The organism is Roseibium sp. QJM3NY_11, assembly GCF_056173175.1.
On sequence record NZ_CM149660.1, the window covers coordinates 167,148 to 181,830 of the forward strand.

A 14,683-nucleotide genomic window follows, 5' to 3' on the forward strand; every position below is an offset into this window, starting at 1 on the left:
AGGAAAATGCTCAAACCTGGTGAATTCTACCAGCGCAACCGCGAACGCCATCCGCCGGCGCTGACCCCGGACTACAAGAACGTCGGTCGCGCGGTCACCGAAATACTCCATGATCAGTCTCGAGAACACGGTCTCCGAAACGACCGGTCCGGTGTTCGGCCACAACGACCTGGACCCGTTCGACAGGGACCTGATCTTCAACTACGCCAAATCCGGCGAGAGCGCGATCGGTGAGCGGATCATCCTGCATGGCCGCGTTCTCGACGAAAACGCCAGGCCGGTTCCGAACACGCTGGTCGAGATCTGGCAGGCCAACGCGGGCGGCCGCTACCGGCATCGCAAAGACACTTACCTTGCCCCGATCGACCCGAATTTCGGCGGCTGCGGGCGCACGCTCACGGACGAGAACGGCTATTATTATTTCCGCACGGTGAAGCCGGGCGCCTATCCGTGGCGCAACTGGGTCAACAGTTGGCGGCCCGCGCATGTTCACATGTCGATCTTCGGCACGGCCTTCTGCCAGCGGCTGATCACCCAGTGTTATTTCGAGGGCGACCCGCTGATCCCGAAATGCCCGATCGTGAAGACCATTCCCGACCCGGATGCAGTCGAACAACTGATCGCGTTGCTCGATCTCAACGCGACCATTCCGCTGGACACGATCGCCTACAAGTTCGACATCGTGCTGCGCGGGCGCCGGTCGACCCTGTTCGAAAACCGTCTGGAGGGGAACTGAGCGATGGCACAGAAACTTGAATACCTTCAGGAAACCTCGTCGCAGACGGCCGGTCCCTATGTTCACATCGGGCTGGCCCCGGGTGCCGCCGGTTTCGACATCTACAAGCAGGAACTCGGCTGGGACATCGCCGGGCCGAACGCCAAGGGGCAGCGGATCCGGGTCGAGGGGATCGTGATGGACGGCATGGGCAGCCCGATCAAGGATGTCATGCTGGAGATCTGGCAGGCCAATGCGGACGGACACTATGCGCATCCGGAAGGCGGCGGCGCGGTCGAGGACGGTTTCCGGGGCTGGGGCCGCGTGATCACCGACTTCGAGACGGGCGAGTGGGGCTTCGACACGGTCAAGCCGGGCGCCTGCCCGGGCCGCAACGGCACCGTCCAGGCCCCGCACCTGAACCTGTGGATCGTCGCGCGCGGCATCAATATCGGCCTCAATACACGTCTTTATTTCGAGGACGAAATCGAGGCGAACGCGAAGGATCCGGTGCTGAACCTGATCGAATGGGAACGCCGGCGCGCAACGCTGGTCGCCAGCAAGACGACACGGGACGGTCAAACCGTCTACCGCTTCGATATCAATCTGCAGGGAGAAGACGAGACCGTTTTCTTCGATGTCTGAGAACACGGAAAACCGATCATCCTTGCCGTCAACGTCGCCGAGCGTTCACGAACGAAGAGAAAAAATGACCAAACCCTGTATCATCTGTGTCGCGATCACCGGGTCGCTGCCGAAGAAGGAAAACAATCCCGCCGTGCCGATCACGGTCGCCGAACAGGTGGACAGCACCCAGGAGGCCTTCGAGGCGGGCGCGTCGATCGTTCATGCCCATGTGCGCAATGACGACGAGACACCGTCCTCTGATCCGGAAAAATTCGCGCGCCTGAAGGAAGGTCTCGAAAAACACTGCCCGGGCATGATCATCCAGTTTTCGACCGGAGGCCGGTCCGGCGCAGGCAAGGCGCGCGGCGGCATGCTCCCGCTTGCGCCCGACATGGCGTCCCTGTCGGTCGGCTCGAACAATTTTCCGACGCGGGTCTACGAGAACCCGCCGGATCTGGTCGACTGGCTGGCGAGCGAGATGCGGGAGCACACCGTCAAGCCCGAAATCGAGGCCTTTGATCTCAGCCACATTCACCAGGCGGCGGCCATGAACAGGGACGGCCGGATTCCGGGCAAGCTCTATGTCCAGTTTGTCATGGGCGTCAGGAACGCCATGCCGGTCGACAAGGATGTGTTCGATTATTACATCAAGACGGTTCATCGCCTTGCCCCCGGTGCCGAATGGTGCGCGGCCGGGATCGGCCAGCACCAGTTGACCGTCAACGAATGGTGCATCGCCGCCGGCGGCCATACCCGCACCGGGCTAGAGGACAATATTCGCCTCGACCGCGAGACCCTTGCCCCGAGCAATGCGGCGCTGGTGAAACGGGCCGCAGAGCTTTGCGAGACATACGAGCGGCCCGTCGCGACCTGGCAGCAGGCCCGCGAAATCCTCGACCTGCCGCTGAAGGCAGCTTGACCCGATTTGCGTGATGGCTCTCTATGACGAACCGTATCAACGTTTCCGGCCAGTGACCTCGGAGTGCCATGCCCATTTCGCTTTTTTCCAGCTCCGTCTTCTCCGGACTTTATGGCGACGAAGACATTGCCCGCCTGCTGAATGACGCCAGCAACGTCAGTGCCATGATCAAGGTCGAACGGGCGCTGGCCGTCGTGCAGGGGAACCTCGGTGTCATTCCGCGGGACGCGGCCGACGCAATTGAAACCGCCCTTGGCAATATGGAGCTCGTTCCGGCGCAAGTCGCGGAAGGCACACGCTCCGCAGGCGTTCCGGTCCCCGCACTGGTCAGTCTTCTGCGGGCCGCCGTCGGTCCGGAAAGCGGGACCTGGGTCCATTGGGGCGCCACCAGCCAGGATGTCATGGACAGCGCCATGATGCTGCAGGTGAGGGACTGCCTGGAGGTTCTGGAAACCCGGCTCGCCGGGTTGATCGACACGCTGCGGGAGCAGAGCGAACGTCACGCCGGACAGGTGATTGCGGGACGCACCCGCAGCCAGATCGCCACCCCGATCACGCTCGGTTACCGGATCGCGCAATGGGCGCACCCGCTGATCGACGCGGAAGCGGCTCTTGCCGGTCTGCGCGGAACCGTGCTCAGGGTCCAGTTTGGCGGTGCATCGGGCATCAACAGTGCCGTTGCTCCCAACGGCGATGCCCTGTCAGCGGCGCTGGCACAGGAACTCGGTCTTTTCGACAGCCCGTCCTGGCACGTCAACCGGACACCTGTTCTGGCACTCGGCGCCTGGCTGCAGCAGCTCGGCGCGGGACTGGCCAAAATGGCCGGTGACCTTGTCCTGCTCGGACGTTCCGAAATTGGCGAGGTGCAATGCGGAACGGGTGGCGGGTCCTCGACCATGCCGCAGAAAAACAACCCGATCCAGCCGGAAGCCATCGTCACGCTCGCCCGGATCGCAACCGCCGCGCAGGCCGGTCTTGCCGCTGCCGCCGTCCCGGTCGAGGAACGCGATGGCGCCAGATGGCCGCTCGAATGGCAGTTTCTGCCACAGATGCTGATGGCCACCGGAGCGGCGCTCCGTCACGCCCAGGCGCTTGCCGCCACTCTGAAACCGAATGCCGCCAGGATCGCCGCAACGCTCGCCGCCAATCCGGAGATCATGGCGGAAGCGGCCAGCTTCGTTCTTGCCCAAAAGGGTGTGGCGCGGGCGGAGGCGAAGGATCTGGTCGCCCGGGCCGCCGCAAGCACCGAGCCTTTCGCGACGGCGCTGGCACAGTCGAGCCCTGTCGATATCGACTGGGAGGAAGCCCTCGATCCGGCCACAGTCATCGCTCCGGCAACAGAAATGTCGGACCGGATCTTCGCAAGGCGAGCGACTGCCTGAGCGGTGTTTCCGAAAGGCAGGTCCCGGCGCGAGGCCGGGACGGCAATGTTGCGGAAGTCTCGGTTTCGTCCCGTCAGCTCAAGACCCTTGGCAGCCACAGGGTCAGGGCCGGGAAGCTGACCAGGAGGATCACACGGATGATTTCCGCGCCGAAGAACGGCGTGACGCCCTTGAATGTCTCGATCATCGGCGTTTCCCGGTCGAGCGAGGAAATCACGAAGACATTCATGCCGACCGGTGGCGTGATCAGGCCGAGTTCAACCACGACCAGCGCAAGCACACCGAACCAGATCTTCAGATCCTCGGTGCTCATGCCAAAGCCGGCGCCGTCCGCTCCCTGATAGACGCCGCCGTTGATTTCCACCAGAACCGGCCAGAAGAACGGGATCACCAGGAGGATCATGGACAGGCTGTCCATCAGGCAGCCCAGCAGAATCAATGCGATCAGGAGGAGAATCAGGACGGTCATCGGCTCGAGTCCGGAGCCTGCGATCCAGGCCGCGGTCTCCTGCGGCAGGCCGACCCGCGACATGAAGATCTTCAGGAGCTCCGCGCCGAGAATGATCAGGTAGATCATGCCCGAGGTCGATGCGGTTTCCTTGAGCGCCAGGACGAAGTCGTGACGGGTGAGCTTGCGCTGCGCGAGCCCGAAGGCAAGCACGAGAAACACGCCGACGGCCGCGGCCGGTGTCGGATTGAAGAAGCCGAGATAGATCCCGCCGATCACCAGTCCGAAAACGACCAGCACCGGGATCATTCCGACGGTCGCCTCCACGAATTCCCGCCGGTCCGCGACGCCGCCCTTCGGTCCGGCCTCGGGCCGGATGGCGACATAGATGGCGATGGTCAGCAGAAACAGGACGACGGCGAGCAACCCGGGCAGAAAAGCCGCCATGAACATGGTGACGATATTCGCCTCCACGATGACGGCGTAGATGATCAGCACGACGGATGGCGGGATCAGGATGCCGAGGACGCCGCCGGCGGCGAGCGTTCCTGTCGCCAGGGCGCCGGAATAGCGGTAGCGCTTGAGTTCCGGCAGGGCCACCTTGCCCATGGTGGATGCTGTTGCCAGTGACGACCCGCAGACCGCTCCGAATCCGGCGCAGCCGGCGATCGCCGCCATGGCCGTACCGCCGCGCAGCCAGCCGAGCCAGGCGTTTGCCCCCCGGAAAAGCGCCTGGCTGAGGCCGGTCTTGGACGCGATTGCCCCCATCAGGACAAACATCGGCACGACCGACAGGTCGTAAATGGAGAACTGGCCGTAGGCCAGGGTCTTGAGCTGGCTGAGAACAAGCGCCGGCCCGTTCAGCATCATGGTGCCGACACCGCCGACCAGGATCATCGCATAGGCGATGGGCATGCGGATCGCGATCAGGGCAACCAGCACCACGAGCGCGCCCAGGCCCAGGACAAGTGCGTCCGTCATTTTGTTGTTATCCTTTCGACAGCACGCTCACGTCGCGCAGCAGCGTGACGAAGGCCGCCAGAGCCAGCAGGGCAAGTGACACGAGGATGGGCACGAACGCCATCCAGTGCGGGATCTGCAAAATGGTGGTGGTGTAGTCGTAGTCCTTCTGGTTCAGCATGCCGAAATACATGCGCCAGATGAGCAGCCCGGCAAAACCGAGAGCGACCAACGACGCGAACATGGTGAAGACGGCAATGGTTCTTCTGGACGCGCCCGAGGTGAAGATGTCGGCGGAAACGTTGGCACCGACGAGCTGGCAATATGGCAGGAACGCGAAGACCGCTACCGCCACACCCATTTCCGTCAGTTCGAAATCCCCGGGAAAGGGTTTGCCGAAGACCGACCCGACGATGGAGATCATGTTCACCGCGACCACCGCAAGCAGAAGAATTCCGCCGAGCAGGGCCCAGGCGGTGATCAGGCCGCTGGCAGCCCCGGTGAACCCGGGACTGCTGTGTTGAGAGGAGCCCGGCATCAGTTCCCTGAGTGGCTCGCAACCGCTGCCTTGGCCTTTTCGACGAGTGCGGCGCCGTCGATCCCCTTGGCGGCGACTTCGTCCACCCAGCGTTGGGTGACCGGAGCCAGGGCCTCGCGGAATGCCTCGGTTTCCTCTTCGCTCAAGGTGACGTGGGTGTTGCCGGCCTTGACGGCAAGACCGATGCCGAATTCATCGGCTCCGGCCCAGATTTCACCGACCTGCTCGACCCATTCCGGCCCGGATGCATCCCGGAACGCCTTCTGGATGTCCGCCGGCAGGCTGTCCCAGCGCTCCTTGTTCATGGACACCTGGAACGTCGTCGTGCCGAAACGCTCCTTGCCGGCGCCTTCGATCTGGTATTCGGTCTGCTCCTGGATCTTCAGCGGCGGGATGATCTCCCAGGGAATGAAAGCCCCGTCGATCACGCCTTTTTGCAGCGCAGTCGGCAGTTCCGGAACCGGCATGGCGACCGGCGCTGCGCCGAGCGCCTCGATCACCCAGGCACCGGTGCGGGTCGGAATGCGGATTTTCTTGCCTTCAAGATCCGCAGGCGTGTGGACTTCCGTGTCGCGCATGTGAATGCCCTGTCCTGCATGGACATGCAGGAACATCACTTCCACACCCTTGTATTCTTCCTTCAGGTCGCTCTCGTAGAGGTCCATCAGTGCCAGATTGGTGGCCTTGGTGTTGTTGGTGTGGACGCCCGGCAGCTCGAACACTTCGGAGCGCGGGAACAGGCCCGGCGTGTAGCCGTTGACGGTCCAGACCAGATCGACAACACCGTCGCGCACCTGACTGATCAGCTCGGGCGGACGACCGCCAAGCGTCATCGCCGGATAGAGCTCGATCGACACCTTGCCGCCCGAGTTTTCCTCGACCTGTCTGGCCCACGGCACCAGCATCTTGGAATGGGCCGGAGCCTTTTCACCCAGGAAATGGTGCAGCTTGAATTCATGGTCCGCGGCAGCTGCCGAAGTGGCGCCGCCCGCGAGCAGCGCCGCTGCGAGAACCGCGTTTTTGATGATGTTCATTTTTCCTCCTCCGGGAATGGTCTTTTGCCGGCTGGACCCCTGCGATGTCACTTGCAGGTCCGATCAGCCGGATGGGCGGCCTTGCAGGTGCGGGCCACCGGAATTTCAAGGTCTTCCATCGGGCAAGATACTGTGGCCGGGCCCGAATGTGTCAGCATCGGCAACCAGCTCGAAGCATACCTCCAGCACCATCTTCACTAATTAGTTTTGGAATGTAAAATGACAAAATTGCTGAATTACTTTCCATTATAAGCAACAAAAATAACGGTTCCATTCGTGGTTTTTTTTCGTCTAGGGTGCCTGCCAAACTGGAACTGACCGCCTCGCGCGGCGGCATCCGTCCCGGATTGCAGACCGGTTTTTTGACCGGCACGACACCGGACGAGATGCAGGACGAGACACAGTACGAGATACCGGGCACCCGGAACACCGGCCCCGGCGCGGGCAACCATCGAGGACAGAATGGCTGACAGGCTGGAAGGCAAGACTATCACCGCGGGCGGTGCCGTTTTCGGCAAGCTCAGGGCACTTGGCATCGACTATGTCTTCGCCAATTCGGGAACGGACTTTCCGCCGATCATCGAGGGCCTGATCGAAGCCGGCCAGACCGGTCTCGACCTGCCGACACCCGTCACCGTGCCGCACGAACATGTCGCTGTCGGCATGGCCCACGGCTATTATCAGCTTTCGGGCAAGGTCCAGTCGGTCATGCTGCACACCAATGTGGGCCTTTCCAACGGGGCGACAGGCACGATCAATGCCTGGTGCGACCAGATTCCGATGCTGATCATGTCCGGGCGCACGCCCGTGATGGAAGGCGGTCGCTTCGGTGCGCGCACCGTCCCGATCGGCTGGGGGCAGGAGATGTTCGACCAGACCGCCCTGCTGCGCGAAGTGACCAAATGGGACTACGAGCTACGCTTTCCCGAGCAGATCGCCGATCTGTTCGACCGGGCCTGGGCCATCTCGACGTCGACACCGACAGGCCCGGTCTATCTGAGCCTGCCGCGGGAAGTGCTGTGCGAACAGACACCGCCGGATGGTCTCCAGACACCCTCAAAACAGGCACCGGTTCTCCCGGTGGCCTCCGGCCGCGACCTGAAAGCGGCCGCCGACCTGCTGGCCGGGGCGAAACATCCGCTGATCATCAGTCAGCGCGGGGCAGGCTCCGAGGAAGCCTTTGCCGCGCTGGGGGCGTTTGTGAACGACTGGGCGCTGCCGCTGTCCCACTACTGGGCCAACAAGCTCTCCCTGCCCTTGTCCCATCCCATGCAGGTCGGCTGCGCACCGGAAGGCCTGCTTGGTGAAGCGGATGTCATCCTTGTGATCAATTCCCTGGCCCCCTGGTGGCCGGACAAGGTCCGGCTGCGGGACGATGTCGCCGTCATCCAGCTTGGACCGGACCCGTTGTTCTCGCGCACGCCGATCCGCAATTTCCAGGCCGATGTCACGCTGGCCGGTGAAACCGCGGACACGCTGCTGGCGCTGATCGGCGAGATGAACACCCGTCCGCGCGACGAGGACGCGCTCACCCGGCGCAGGCAGCGCATCAGCGCGCAGTCAGCGGAAAACCGCAGGAAAGTGGTCGACCGTGCCGAGAGCGGCAATAGCGGCCCGATGTCCAAGGACTGGGTGAGCCTGTGTCTGGGCCGGGCGATCAGGGGCCGCAAGGCAAGCGTGTTCCACGAACTCGGCTGCCCGCTGGAGCCGCTCGATCTCGACAGCCACAACAGCTATTTCCAGGAACCCCATTCCGGCGGTCTCGGCTGGGGTCTTCCGGCCGCTCTCGGCGCACAGCTCGCCGACCGCGACCGGCTGATCTTCGCGACGATGGGCGACGGCAGTTACATGTTCGCCAATCCGACCGCCTGCCACATGGTGGCGGAGGCGCATGAGCTGCCCGTCATCACCCTGGTGCTCAACAACGAGGAATGGGGCGCCGTACGCCATTCTGTCGTCGGCACCTACAAGGACGGCCTGGCCACGAAAGCCAACGAGGTGCCGCTGACATCGCTGCGACCGAGCCCGGATTTCACCCGGACGGCGGAGGCCAGCCGCGCCTACACGGAAACCGTGACCGAGGGCGACGCGCTTCCGGCCGCGCTGGACCGCGCCATCACGGTGGCCACCCAGGAAAAACGCCAGGTGCTCCTCAACATCGCCATTGCCAGGGTTTAGGCGTAACCGCGCACGAGCCCGATTATCTTGTTTTTCAGATAGGAGCTCATCGGCCGCGCGCCATGGCGCCGGCCGGGATGGCACGCCATACTCTGCGATACCCGGTTTCGATCCAGAAAGGTTGCCCGTGACCCAGTCCGACGGACCCCGTACCTACTACGCACCCAAAGGCGGCCATCCGGGCCAGGACACACTGCTGACCGACCGCGCCGTTTTTACAGAGGCCTATGCCGTTATTCCGAAGGGCACGATGCGGGACATCGTCACGAGCCTGCTGCCCTTCTGGGACAAGACACGGCTGTGGGTTCTGTCACGGCCGCTGTCCGGCTTTGCCGAGACCTTTTCGCAGTACATCATGGAAGTGTCGCCCGGCGGCGGATCGGACCGTCCCGAATCGGACCCCGCGGCGGAAGGTGTGCTCTTTGTCGTGGAGGGCACCGCGACCCTGACGGCCGGCGGCCAAAACTTCGACCTGCGTCCGGGCAGCTACGCCTACCTGCCGCCGCAGACCGGATGGACCTTCAGCAACCCGGGTTCCGACCCGGTCCGGTTCCACTGGGTGCGCAAGGCCTATGAACCCGTCGAGGGCCTCGACCGGCCGGATTTCTTCGTCACCCACGAAGACGAGGTCACCCCGTCTGCCATGCCCGGCACCGACGGCAAATGGGCGACAACCCGTTTTGTCGACCCGCAGGACCTGCGCCATGACATGCATGTCACCATCGTCACCTTTCAGCCGGGCGCCGTCATTCCCTTCGCCGAAACCCATGTCATGGAGCACGGTCTCTATGTCCTGGAAGGCAAGGCGGTCTACAGGCTCAATCAGGACTGGGTCGAGGTCGAGGCCGGCGACTACATGTGGCTGCGCGCCTTCTGCCCGCAGGCCTGTTATGCCGGCGGTCCCGGACCGTTCCGCTACCTGCTCTACAAGGACGTCAACCGTCACATGAAGCTGCGGTCCTGATCGCCGCTGCCCCGGCCCCACGACGGAATTGTCCCAGGGGACAATAAAATTGAAGATCTGCACCGGTGCCCGGTGCTACCCCTTGCCCATCAGCCCTGAACTGCAAGGGCGCGGACCTTCAAACCGGACACACGAAAATGCGGATCGTCATCAACGGGTTCGGCCGGATCGGCCGGACCGTGCTGCGTCAGGTTCTCCAGCTCCGGGAAACAGACCGGATTGAAGTGGTGCGGATCAACGACATCGCGCCACTGGAGACCTGCGCCTATCTGTTCAGGTATGACAGCGTCTTCGGCCCCTGGCCCGGCGAAGTGACGGCGGGCGACGGCACCCTGACCGTGGACCGCCGGACCATGCCGTTTTCCGCCGAGCCCGACCTGTCCCGGCTCGATCTTTCGGGTGTCGATGTCGTTCTGGAATGCACCGGCAAGGCGGACACGCGCAATGTCGCGGAACGCGGTGTTCTGGCCGGAGCCGCCAACGTGCTGATTTCCGGCCCGTCGTCGGCGGCGGACATCACGCTTGTGCTCGGGGCGAACGAGGACCGGCTCGGCAACCACCGGATCGTTTCCAACGGATCCTGCACCACCAATGCGCTTGCCCCGCTGCTGCGCGGTCTCAATGAGGCCAACGGCATCGAGACCGGGCACATGACGACGATCCACTGCTACACCGGCAGCCAGCCGATGGTGGATGCCCCGCGCGGCCCGCTGGAACGCAGCCGGGCGGGCGGGGTCTCCATGGTGCCGACCACGACAAGCGCCACCAAGCTGCTCGCCAAGGTGCTGCCGCAACTCGAGGGCAAGATTTCCGGCGCCGCCGTGCGTGTGCCCGCCATCAGCGTGTCCGCCGTCGACCTGACGCTGATGCTGGCCAGGCCGTTCGGCGCGCCCGCCAACGACGTTCTTCAGGCGCTTTTCGCCGACAATCCGGTCATCGGCTTCACGCAGGACCGGGTTGTCTCGACGGACATGCGCGCGCGTCCGGAATCCCTTGTGATCGCTCTGCCCGAAACGCTCGAGACCGGGGACCGGCAAGTGCGGATCTTCGGCTGGTACGACAACGAATGGGGTTTTTCGGCGCGCATGATCGACGTGGCGCGGCGGATGGCGGGGCGGTAGGTCTCAAGGTCCGCGTTTGCATGTGGAGATGCCCTTCCAACCGCGTTGCGGTTCACCCCCATCTCTGACCCTTCTCCACAAGGGGGAAGGGTGGGGGACACGACCTTGCCCGGAAACAGGCGAGAGCGAACAACTCAAGTAAAAAAGGGCCGCTCACGCGGCCCTTCCGATATTTGCAAATACGCGGTGTCAGGCCGTCCCGTCTTTCGGCAGGGAGCCCTTGCCGTGTCCGGCAAGCCCGCCGGAGACTTCCTCGGTGGATTCGCCGGACAGGTCCTGCGGCAGCACCAGGTTGAGCACGATGGCAATCGCCGCGGCCGGCAGCAGGCCGCTGGTAAGCAGAATGCGGGCCGTGTCCGGCACGTGCTGCAGGGCACCCGGCTCCAGTTGCAGGCCGAGGCCGATGGAGAGCGAGATGGCGAAGATCACCATGTTGCGCCGGTTCCAGTTGACGTCCGACAGCATGGAAATGCCCGCCGCAACGACCATGCCGAACATCACGATCACGCCGCCGCCGAGCACCTCGATGGGCACGGTGCGGATGACCGAGCCGACCTTCGGAATGAGACCGCAGACGATCAGGAAGATCGCGCCGATCGTGACCACGTGACGGCTCATGACTCCGGTCATGGCGATCAGGCCGACGTTCTGGCTGAAGGACGTGTTCGGCAGGCCGCCGAAGAACCCGGCGATGGCCGTGCCGATCCCGTCGGCATAGGTCGCGCCGGCGATTTCCTTGTCTGTGGCTTCACGACCGGCACCGCCCTTGGCAATTCCGGAGACATCGCCGACGGTCTCGACCGCGGAGACGAAGGCCATCAGGCAGAAGCCGATCACCGCCGCCAGCGAGAACTCGAAGCCGTATTTGAACGGCTGCGGCAGAGCGAAGACGGCCGCGTTCGACCAGGAACCGGAAATGGTACCGAATGTCAGCATGCCGGTTGCGAGCGCAAACAGGTAACCGACAATGAGGCCGAGCAGGACAGCGGAAATCGACAGCATGCCCCTGGCGAAGAATTTCAGCCCGAGGGTCACGACAATCACCACCAGCGCGGCCGACCAGTTGAGCAGGGAGCCGTATTCCGGTTTGCCGATGGCAGGGACGCCGCCGGCCGCATACTGGATGCCGACCTTGACCAGCGCCAGACCGATCATGGTCACCACCAGGCCCGTTACCAGAGGCGGCAGCGCGAAGCGTATCTTGCCGATGAAGAGACCGAGCGCGGCGTGGAAGACCCCGCCGATGATCACACCGCCGAACAGGGCGGCCAGTCCGTCGACCCCCTTGCCGGCGACAAGCGGGATCATGATCGGCAGGAACGCAAAGGACGTGCCCTGGACGATCGGCAGGCCGGCGCCGACCGGACCCAGCGTCACGGTCTGAAGCAGCGTGGCGATCCCGGCGAACACCATCGACATCTGGATGAGGTACAGCAACTCGGGAAAGTCGGGCGAATTGGACCCGAAGCCGAAGCCCGCGGCGCCGGCGATGATGATCGCCGGGGTCACATTGGAGACGAACATCGCCAGCACATGCTGGATGCCCAGCGGGATCGCCTTGTGCATGGGAGGTGTAAAGTTGGGATCGCGGAGCTGTTCCGCGGTTCCGATCGACGAATGAGACATATCTGCTCCTCTGAAGGTATTCGGACGCCGCCGCCTCGTTCCACGGGCGAAAGTCGTCCTTGCTGGAAGGCTAATCCGGGCCAGAGTCCGGGCCGGACGCCTCCACGATCCAGGGTTCGGGAAACCAATGTTCCTCCAGATTGGTTCCCGCCCCGATACGGTCCACGACGGCATACCGCCCGGCCTTGCCGAGAGGCGCCAGGACGCCATGCCAGGTGCCGCGGAAAAGATTGATGGACTGGCCGGGTCCACTGATGAAAGCCTTGAGATCGACCGGGTGGCCGGCAAGGTCGTCGGCGACGACGACCAGCATCGGCACGCCGTCCAGCGGCACGAATGCCTGACTGCCTTCCGGGTGGCGTTCGACCATGTCGACGGTATGGGGAAGACTGCGGGCCTTTGCGTCGAACAGGCTGATGCCCGCCTTGCCCGTGCCGAAATCGAGATGCGCCAGGTCGTGATGGCGGCCGCACATGCCCTGATTGATGATCTTGTCGGGCGCCCCCGCGATCTCGATCACGTCGCCATAGGCGGTGAAGGCTTCTGCCGTCAGCGGCATCGGGCGGAGGATACGGCTCACGGCAGCAGATCCCCGAGCCGGAACCGCGCGATGCGCTCGACCTGGCGGCAGGCTTCCTCGAGTTCCGCTTCCCCGCTGTTGTCGATCCGGCGCCGGAAGGCCTCCATGATCGATGCCTTGGTGTGATCCCGCACGGCGATGATGAACGGAAAGCCGTGCTTGTCGACATAGGCGGTGTTGAGCTTCGTGAAGGTCTCACGTTCTTCATCGGTCAGCATGTCGAGACCGGCACTGGCCTGCTCGTTGGTGCTTTCCGAGGTCAGCCGGCCGGCCTGCGCCAGCTTGCCGGCGAGATCCGGATGCGCGTTCAGGACACCGAGACGCTCCGCCGCGCTGGCGGTCCGGAAGATCCGGCACAGCACATTGTGGACCCCGGCGGCGCAATCGTGCGCCGGGCCGAGTTCCAGATCGAAAGCGCGCTCCGCGATCCAGGGGGAGTGTTCGAAGATACCGCCGAAGGCCGACACGAACTCCGCCTTCTCCATCCGGCTGGGCCGGAGGCCTTTTTGCGGCGGATGGGTTTGCGCCCAATGTTCGGCGATCTCGATCCGGCGCGGGCACCAGACGTTGTCGAAGCCCTGGATATGATCAATGAATTTCTTCAGCGCCGCGATCTTGCCCGGGCGGCCGACGAGGCGGCAGTGCAGGCCGATCGACATCATCTTCGGCGTGTCCGTGCCGCCTTCCTCATAGAGGACATCGAACGCATTGCGGAGGTAGTTGAAGAAATCCTCTCCGTCCGTCCAGCCCGGCGCGGTGGCGAAGCGCATGTCGTTGGCTTCGAGCGTATAGGGAATGATCAACTGGTCGCGGCCGTCCACGTCCAGCCAATAGGGCAGATCGTCGTCATAGGTGTCCGAGACATAGGCAAAACCGCCTTCTTCGGCGGCGAGACGGACCGTGTTTTGCGAACAGCGGCCGGTGTACCAGCCGCGCGGACGCGCGCCGACAACCTCGGTGTGCAGGCGAATCGCCTCGGCGATGGCCGCGCGCTCCTCTTCCTCCGGCATGTCCTTGTGTTCGACCCATTTCAGGCCGTGGCTGGCAATTTCCCAGCCGGCGTCCTTCATCGCCTCGACCTGTTCCGGGTTGCGCGCCAGAGCCGTGGCAACACCGTAGATCGTCAGCGGGATGCCGGCCCGGGTGAACAGGCGGTGCAGCCGCCAGAAGCCGGCGCGCGCGCCATATTCATAGATGGATTCCATGTTCCAGTGACGCTGGCCCGGCCACTGGGCGGCGCCCGGAATGTCCGACAGAAACGCTTCGGAAGCGGCATCGCCATGCAGAACGCAGTTCTCGCCGCCTTCCTCGTAATTCAGCACGAACTGAACCGCGACCTTCGCCCCGCCCGGCCATTTCGGGTCCGGCGGCGTCTGGCCATGGCCACGCATGTTGCGGGAATAACGTTTCAAGGCGGCTCTCCTGCTGATACAAACCGCGTTGACCCTGGCAAGAACCGTGCCCCGGTCAGCGGCGTGTATGTCGTCTTCTTATAAATCAGTATAATGCCGCTGACTTTCTTGTCTTTTCAGAAAGTGCTTTCGGAGAACGGCAGGTGCTCCTTATCAGGGCATGCCTGCATCATGCGCAC

Annotated in this window: 13 protein-coding genes and 1 pseudogene; 8 read left to right on the plus strand and 6 right to left on the minus strand. The window is 63.7% G+C overall.

Annotated elements, in window-relative coordinates:
- The first annotated feature begins 6 nt into the window (after positions 1–6).
- The 4 genes and pseudogenes from pcaH (at position 7) to AC0VX3_RS00725 (ending at position 3,643) form a co-directional block, all read left to right on the plus strand.
- Positions 7–736 (plus strand): annotated as a pseudogene (gene pcaH, locus AC0VX3_RS00710) (protocatechuate 3,4-dioxygenase subunit beta).
- A 3-nt stretch (positions 737–739) separates the two neighbouring features.
- Complete coding sequence (gene pcaG, locus AC0VX3_RS00715) at positions 740–1,360, plus strand: protocatechuate 3,4-dioxygenase subunit alpha (protein ID WP_475523121.1); 621 nt, start codon at positions 740–742, stop codon at positions 1,358–1,360.
- A gap of 64 nt (positions 1,361–1,424) precedes the next feature.
- Complete coding sequence (locus AC0VX3_RS00720) at positions 1,425–2,261, plus strand: 3-oxoadipate:acetyl-CoA acetyltransferase (RefSeq protein ID WP_475523122.1); 837 nt, start codon at positions 1,425–1,427, stop codon at positions 2,259–2,261.
- A gap of 68 nt (positions 2,262–2,329) precedes the next feature.
- On the plus strand, positions 2,330–3,643 hold the full coding sequence (locus AC0VX3_RS00725; protein ID WP_475523123.1) for a lyase family protein: 1,314 nt from the start codon (positions 2,330–2,332) through the stop codon (positions 3,641–3,643).
- Positions 3,644–3,716: 73 nt separating this feature from the next.
- Here the strand turns inward: AC0VX3_RS00725 and AC0VX3_RS00730 are convergent, their stop codons facing one another.
- The 3 genes from AC0VX3_RS00730 to AC0VX3_RS00740 are packed head-to-tail and all read right to left on the minus strand — an operon-like array spanning position 3,717 to position 6,623.
- Positions 3,717–5,072 (minus strand): TRAP transporter large permease, encoded by a 1,356-nt coding sequence (locus AC0VX3_RS00730; protein WP_475523124.1) that lies wholly within the window; start codon positions 5,070–5,072, stop codon positions 3,717–3,719.
- Positions 5,073–5,079: 7 nt separating this feature from the next.
- Complete coding sequence (locus tag AC0VX3_RS00735) at positions 5,080–5,589, minus strand: TRAP transporter small permease (RefSeq protein ID WP_475523125.1); 510 nt, start codon at positions 5,587–5,589, stop codon at positions 5,080–5,082.
- Complete coding sequence (locus AC0VX3_RS00740; protein ID WP_475523126.1) at positions 5,589–6,623, minus strand: TRAP transporter substrate-binding protein; 1,035 nt, start codon at positions 6,621–6,623, stop codon at positions 5,589–5,591. Before AC0VX3_RS00740 ends, AC0VX3_RS00735 begins: the two co-directional genes overlap by 1 nt.
- A gap of 296 nt (positions 6,624–6,919) precedes the next feature.
- Between AC0VX3_RS00740 and AC0VX3_RS00745 the strand changes: the two genes are divergently transcribed.
- From AC0VX3_RS00745 to AC0VX3_RS00760, 4 genes are all read left to right on the plus strand, one after another.
- On the plus strand, positions 6,920–7,093 hold the full coding sequence (locus AC0VX3_RS00745; RefSeq protein WP_475523127.1) for a hypothetical protein: 174 nt from the start codon (positions 6,920–6,922) through the stop codon (positions 7,091–7,093).
- A complete protein-coding gene (locus tag AC0VX3_RS00750; RefSeq protein ID WP_475523128.1) occupies positions 7,086–8,801 on the plus strand; it encodes a thiamine pyrophosphate-requiring protein in 1,716 nt (571 codons plus the stop codon). The genes AC0VX3_RS00745 and AC0VX3_RS00750 overlap by 8 nt, the downstream gene beginning before the upstream one ends.
- A gap of 127 nt (positions 8,802–8,928) precedes the next feature.
- Positions 8,929–9,765, plus strand: coding sequence for a bifunctional allantoicase/(S)-ureidoglycine aminohydrolase (locus AC0VX3_RS00755; RefSeq protein WP_475523129.1), 837 nt, complete (start codon positions 8,929–8,931; stop codon positions 9,763–9,765).
- A 137-nt stretch (positions 9,766–9,902) separates the two neighbouring features.
- Complete coding sequence (locus AC0VX3_RS00760; RefSeq protein WP_475523130.1) at positions 9,903–10,886, plus strand: type I glyceraldehyde-3-phosphate dehydrogenase; 984 nt, start codon at positions 9,903–9,905, stop codon at positions 10,884–10,886.
- A 189-nt stretch (positions 10,887–11,075) separates the two neighbouring features.
- Here AC0VX3_RS00760 and AC0VX3_RS00765 read toward each other — a convergent pair whose 3' ends face one another.
- The 3 genes from AC0VX3_RS00765 to puuE form a co-directional block, all read right to left on the minus strand.
- On the minus strand, positions 11,076–12,512 hold the full coding sequence (locus tag AC0VX3_RS00765; RefSeq protein ID WP_475523131.1) for a uracil-xanthine permease family protein: 1,437 nt from the start codon (positions 12,510–12,512) through the stop codon (positions 11,076–11,078).
- Between the two features lie 70 nt (positions 12,513–12,582).
- Complete coding sequence (locus AC0VX3_RS00770; RefSeq protein ID WP_475523132.1) at positions 12,583–13,092, minus strand: ureidoglycolate lyase; 510 nt, start codon at positions 13,090–13,092, stop codon at positions 12,583–12,585.
- On the minus strand, positions 13,089–14,483 hold the full coding sequence (gene puuE / locus AC0VX3_RS00775) for an allantoinase PuuE (protein WP_475525260.1): 1,395 nt from the start codon (positions 14,481–14,483) through the stop codon (positions 13,089–13,091). The genes AC0VX3_RS00770 and puuE overlap by 4 nt, the downstream gene beginning before the upstream one ends.
- Between the last annotated feature and the right edge of the window lie 200 nt (positions 14,484–14,683).

Bases quoted from the DNA above. Each gene is read 5' to 3' on its own strand.
- AC0VX3_RS00720 (WP_475523122.1), top strand. From the start codon at position 1,425: ATGACCAAACCCTGTATCATCTGTGTCGCGATCACCGGGTCGCTGCCG.
- AC0VX3_RS00730 (WP_475523124.1), bottom strand. From the start codon at position 5,072: ATGACGGACGCACTTGTCCTGGGCCTGGGCGCGCTCGTGGTGCTGGTT.
- AC0VX3_RS00725 (WP_475523123.1), top strand. From the start codon at position 2,330: ATGCCCATTTCGCTTTTTTCCAGCTCCGTCTTCTCCGGACTTTATGGC.
- AC0VX3_RS00760 (WP_475523130.1), top strand. From the start codon at position 9,903: ATGCGGATCGTCATCAACGGGTTCGGCCGGATCGGCCGGACCGTGCTG.
- AC0VX3_RS00765 (WP_475523131.1), bottom strand. From the start codon at position 12,512: ATGTCTCATTCGTCGATCGGAACCGCGGAACAGCTCCGCGATCCCAAC.
- AC0VX3_RS00740 (WP_475523126.1), bottom strand. From the start codon at position 6,623: ATGAACATCATCAAAAACGCGGTTCTCGCAGCGGCGCTGCTCGCGGGC.
- AC0VX3_RS00735 (WP_475523125.1), bottom strand. From the start codon at position 5,589: ATGCCGGGCTCCTCTCAACACAGCAGTCCCGGGTTCACCGGGGCTGCC.
- AC0VX3_RS00750 (WP_475523128.1), top strand. From the start codon at position 7,086: ATGGCTGACAGGCTGGAAGGCAAGACTATCACCGCGGGCGGTGCCGTT.
- puuE (WP_475525260.1), bottom strand. From the start codon at position 14,483: ATGCGTGGCCATGGCCAGACGCCGCCGGACCCGAAATGGCCGGGCGGG.
- pcaG (WP_475523121.1), top strand. From the start codon at position 740: ATGGCACAGAAACTTGAATACCTTCAGGAAACCTCGTCGCAGACGGCC.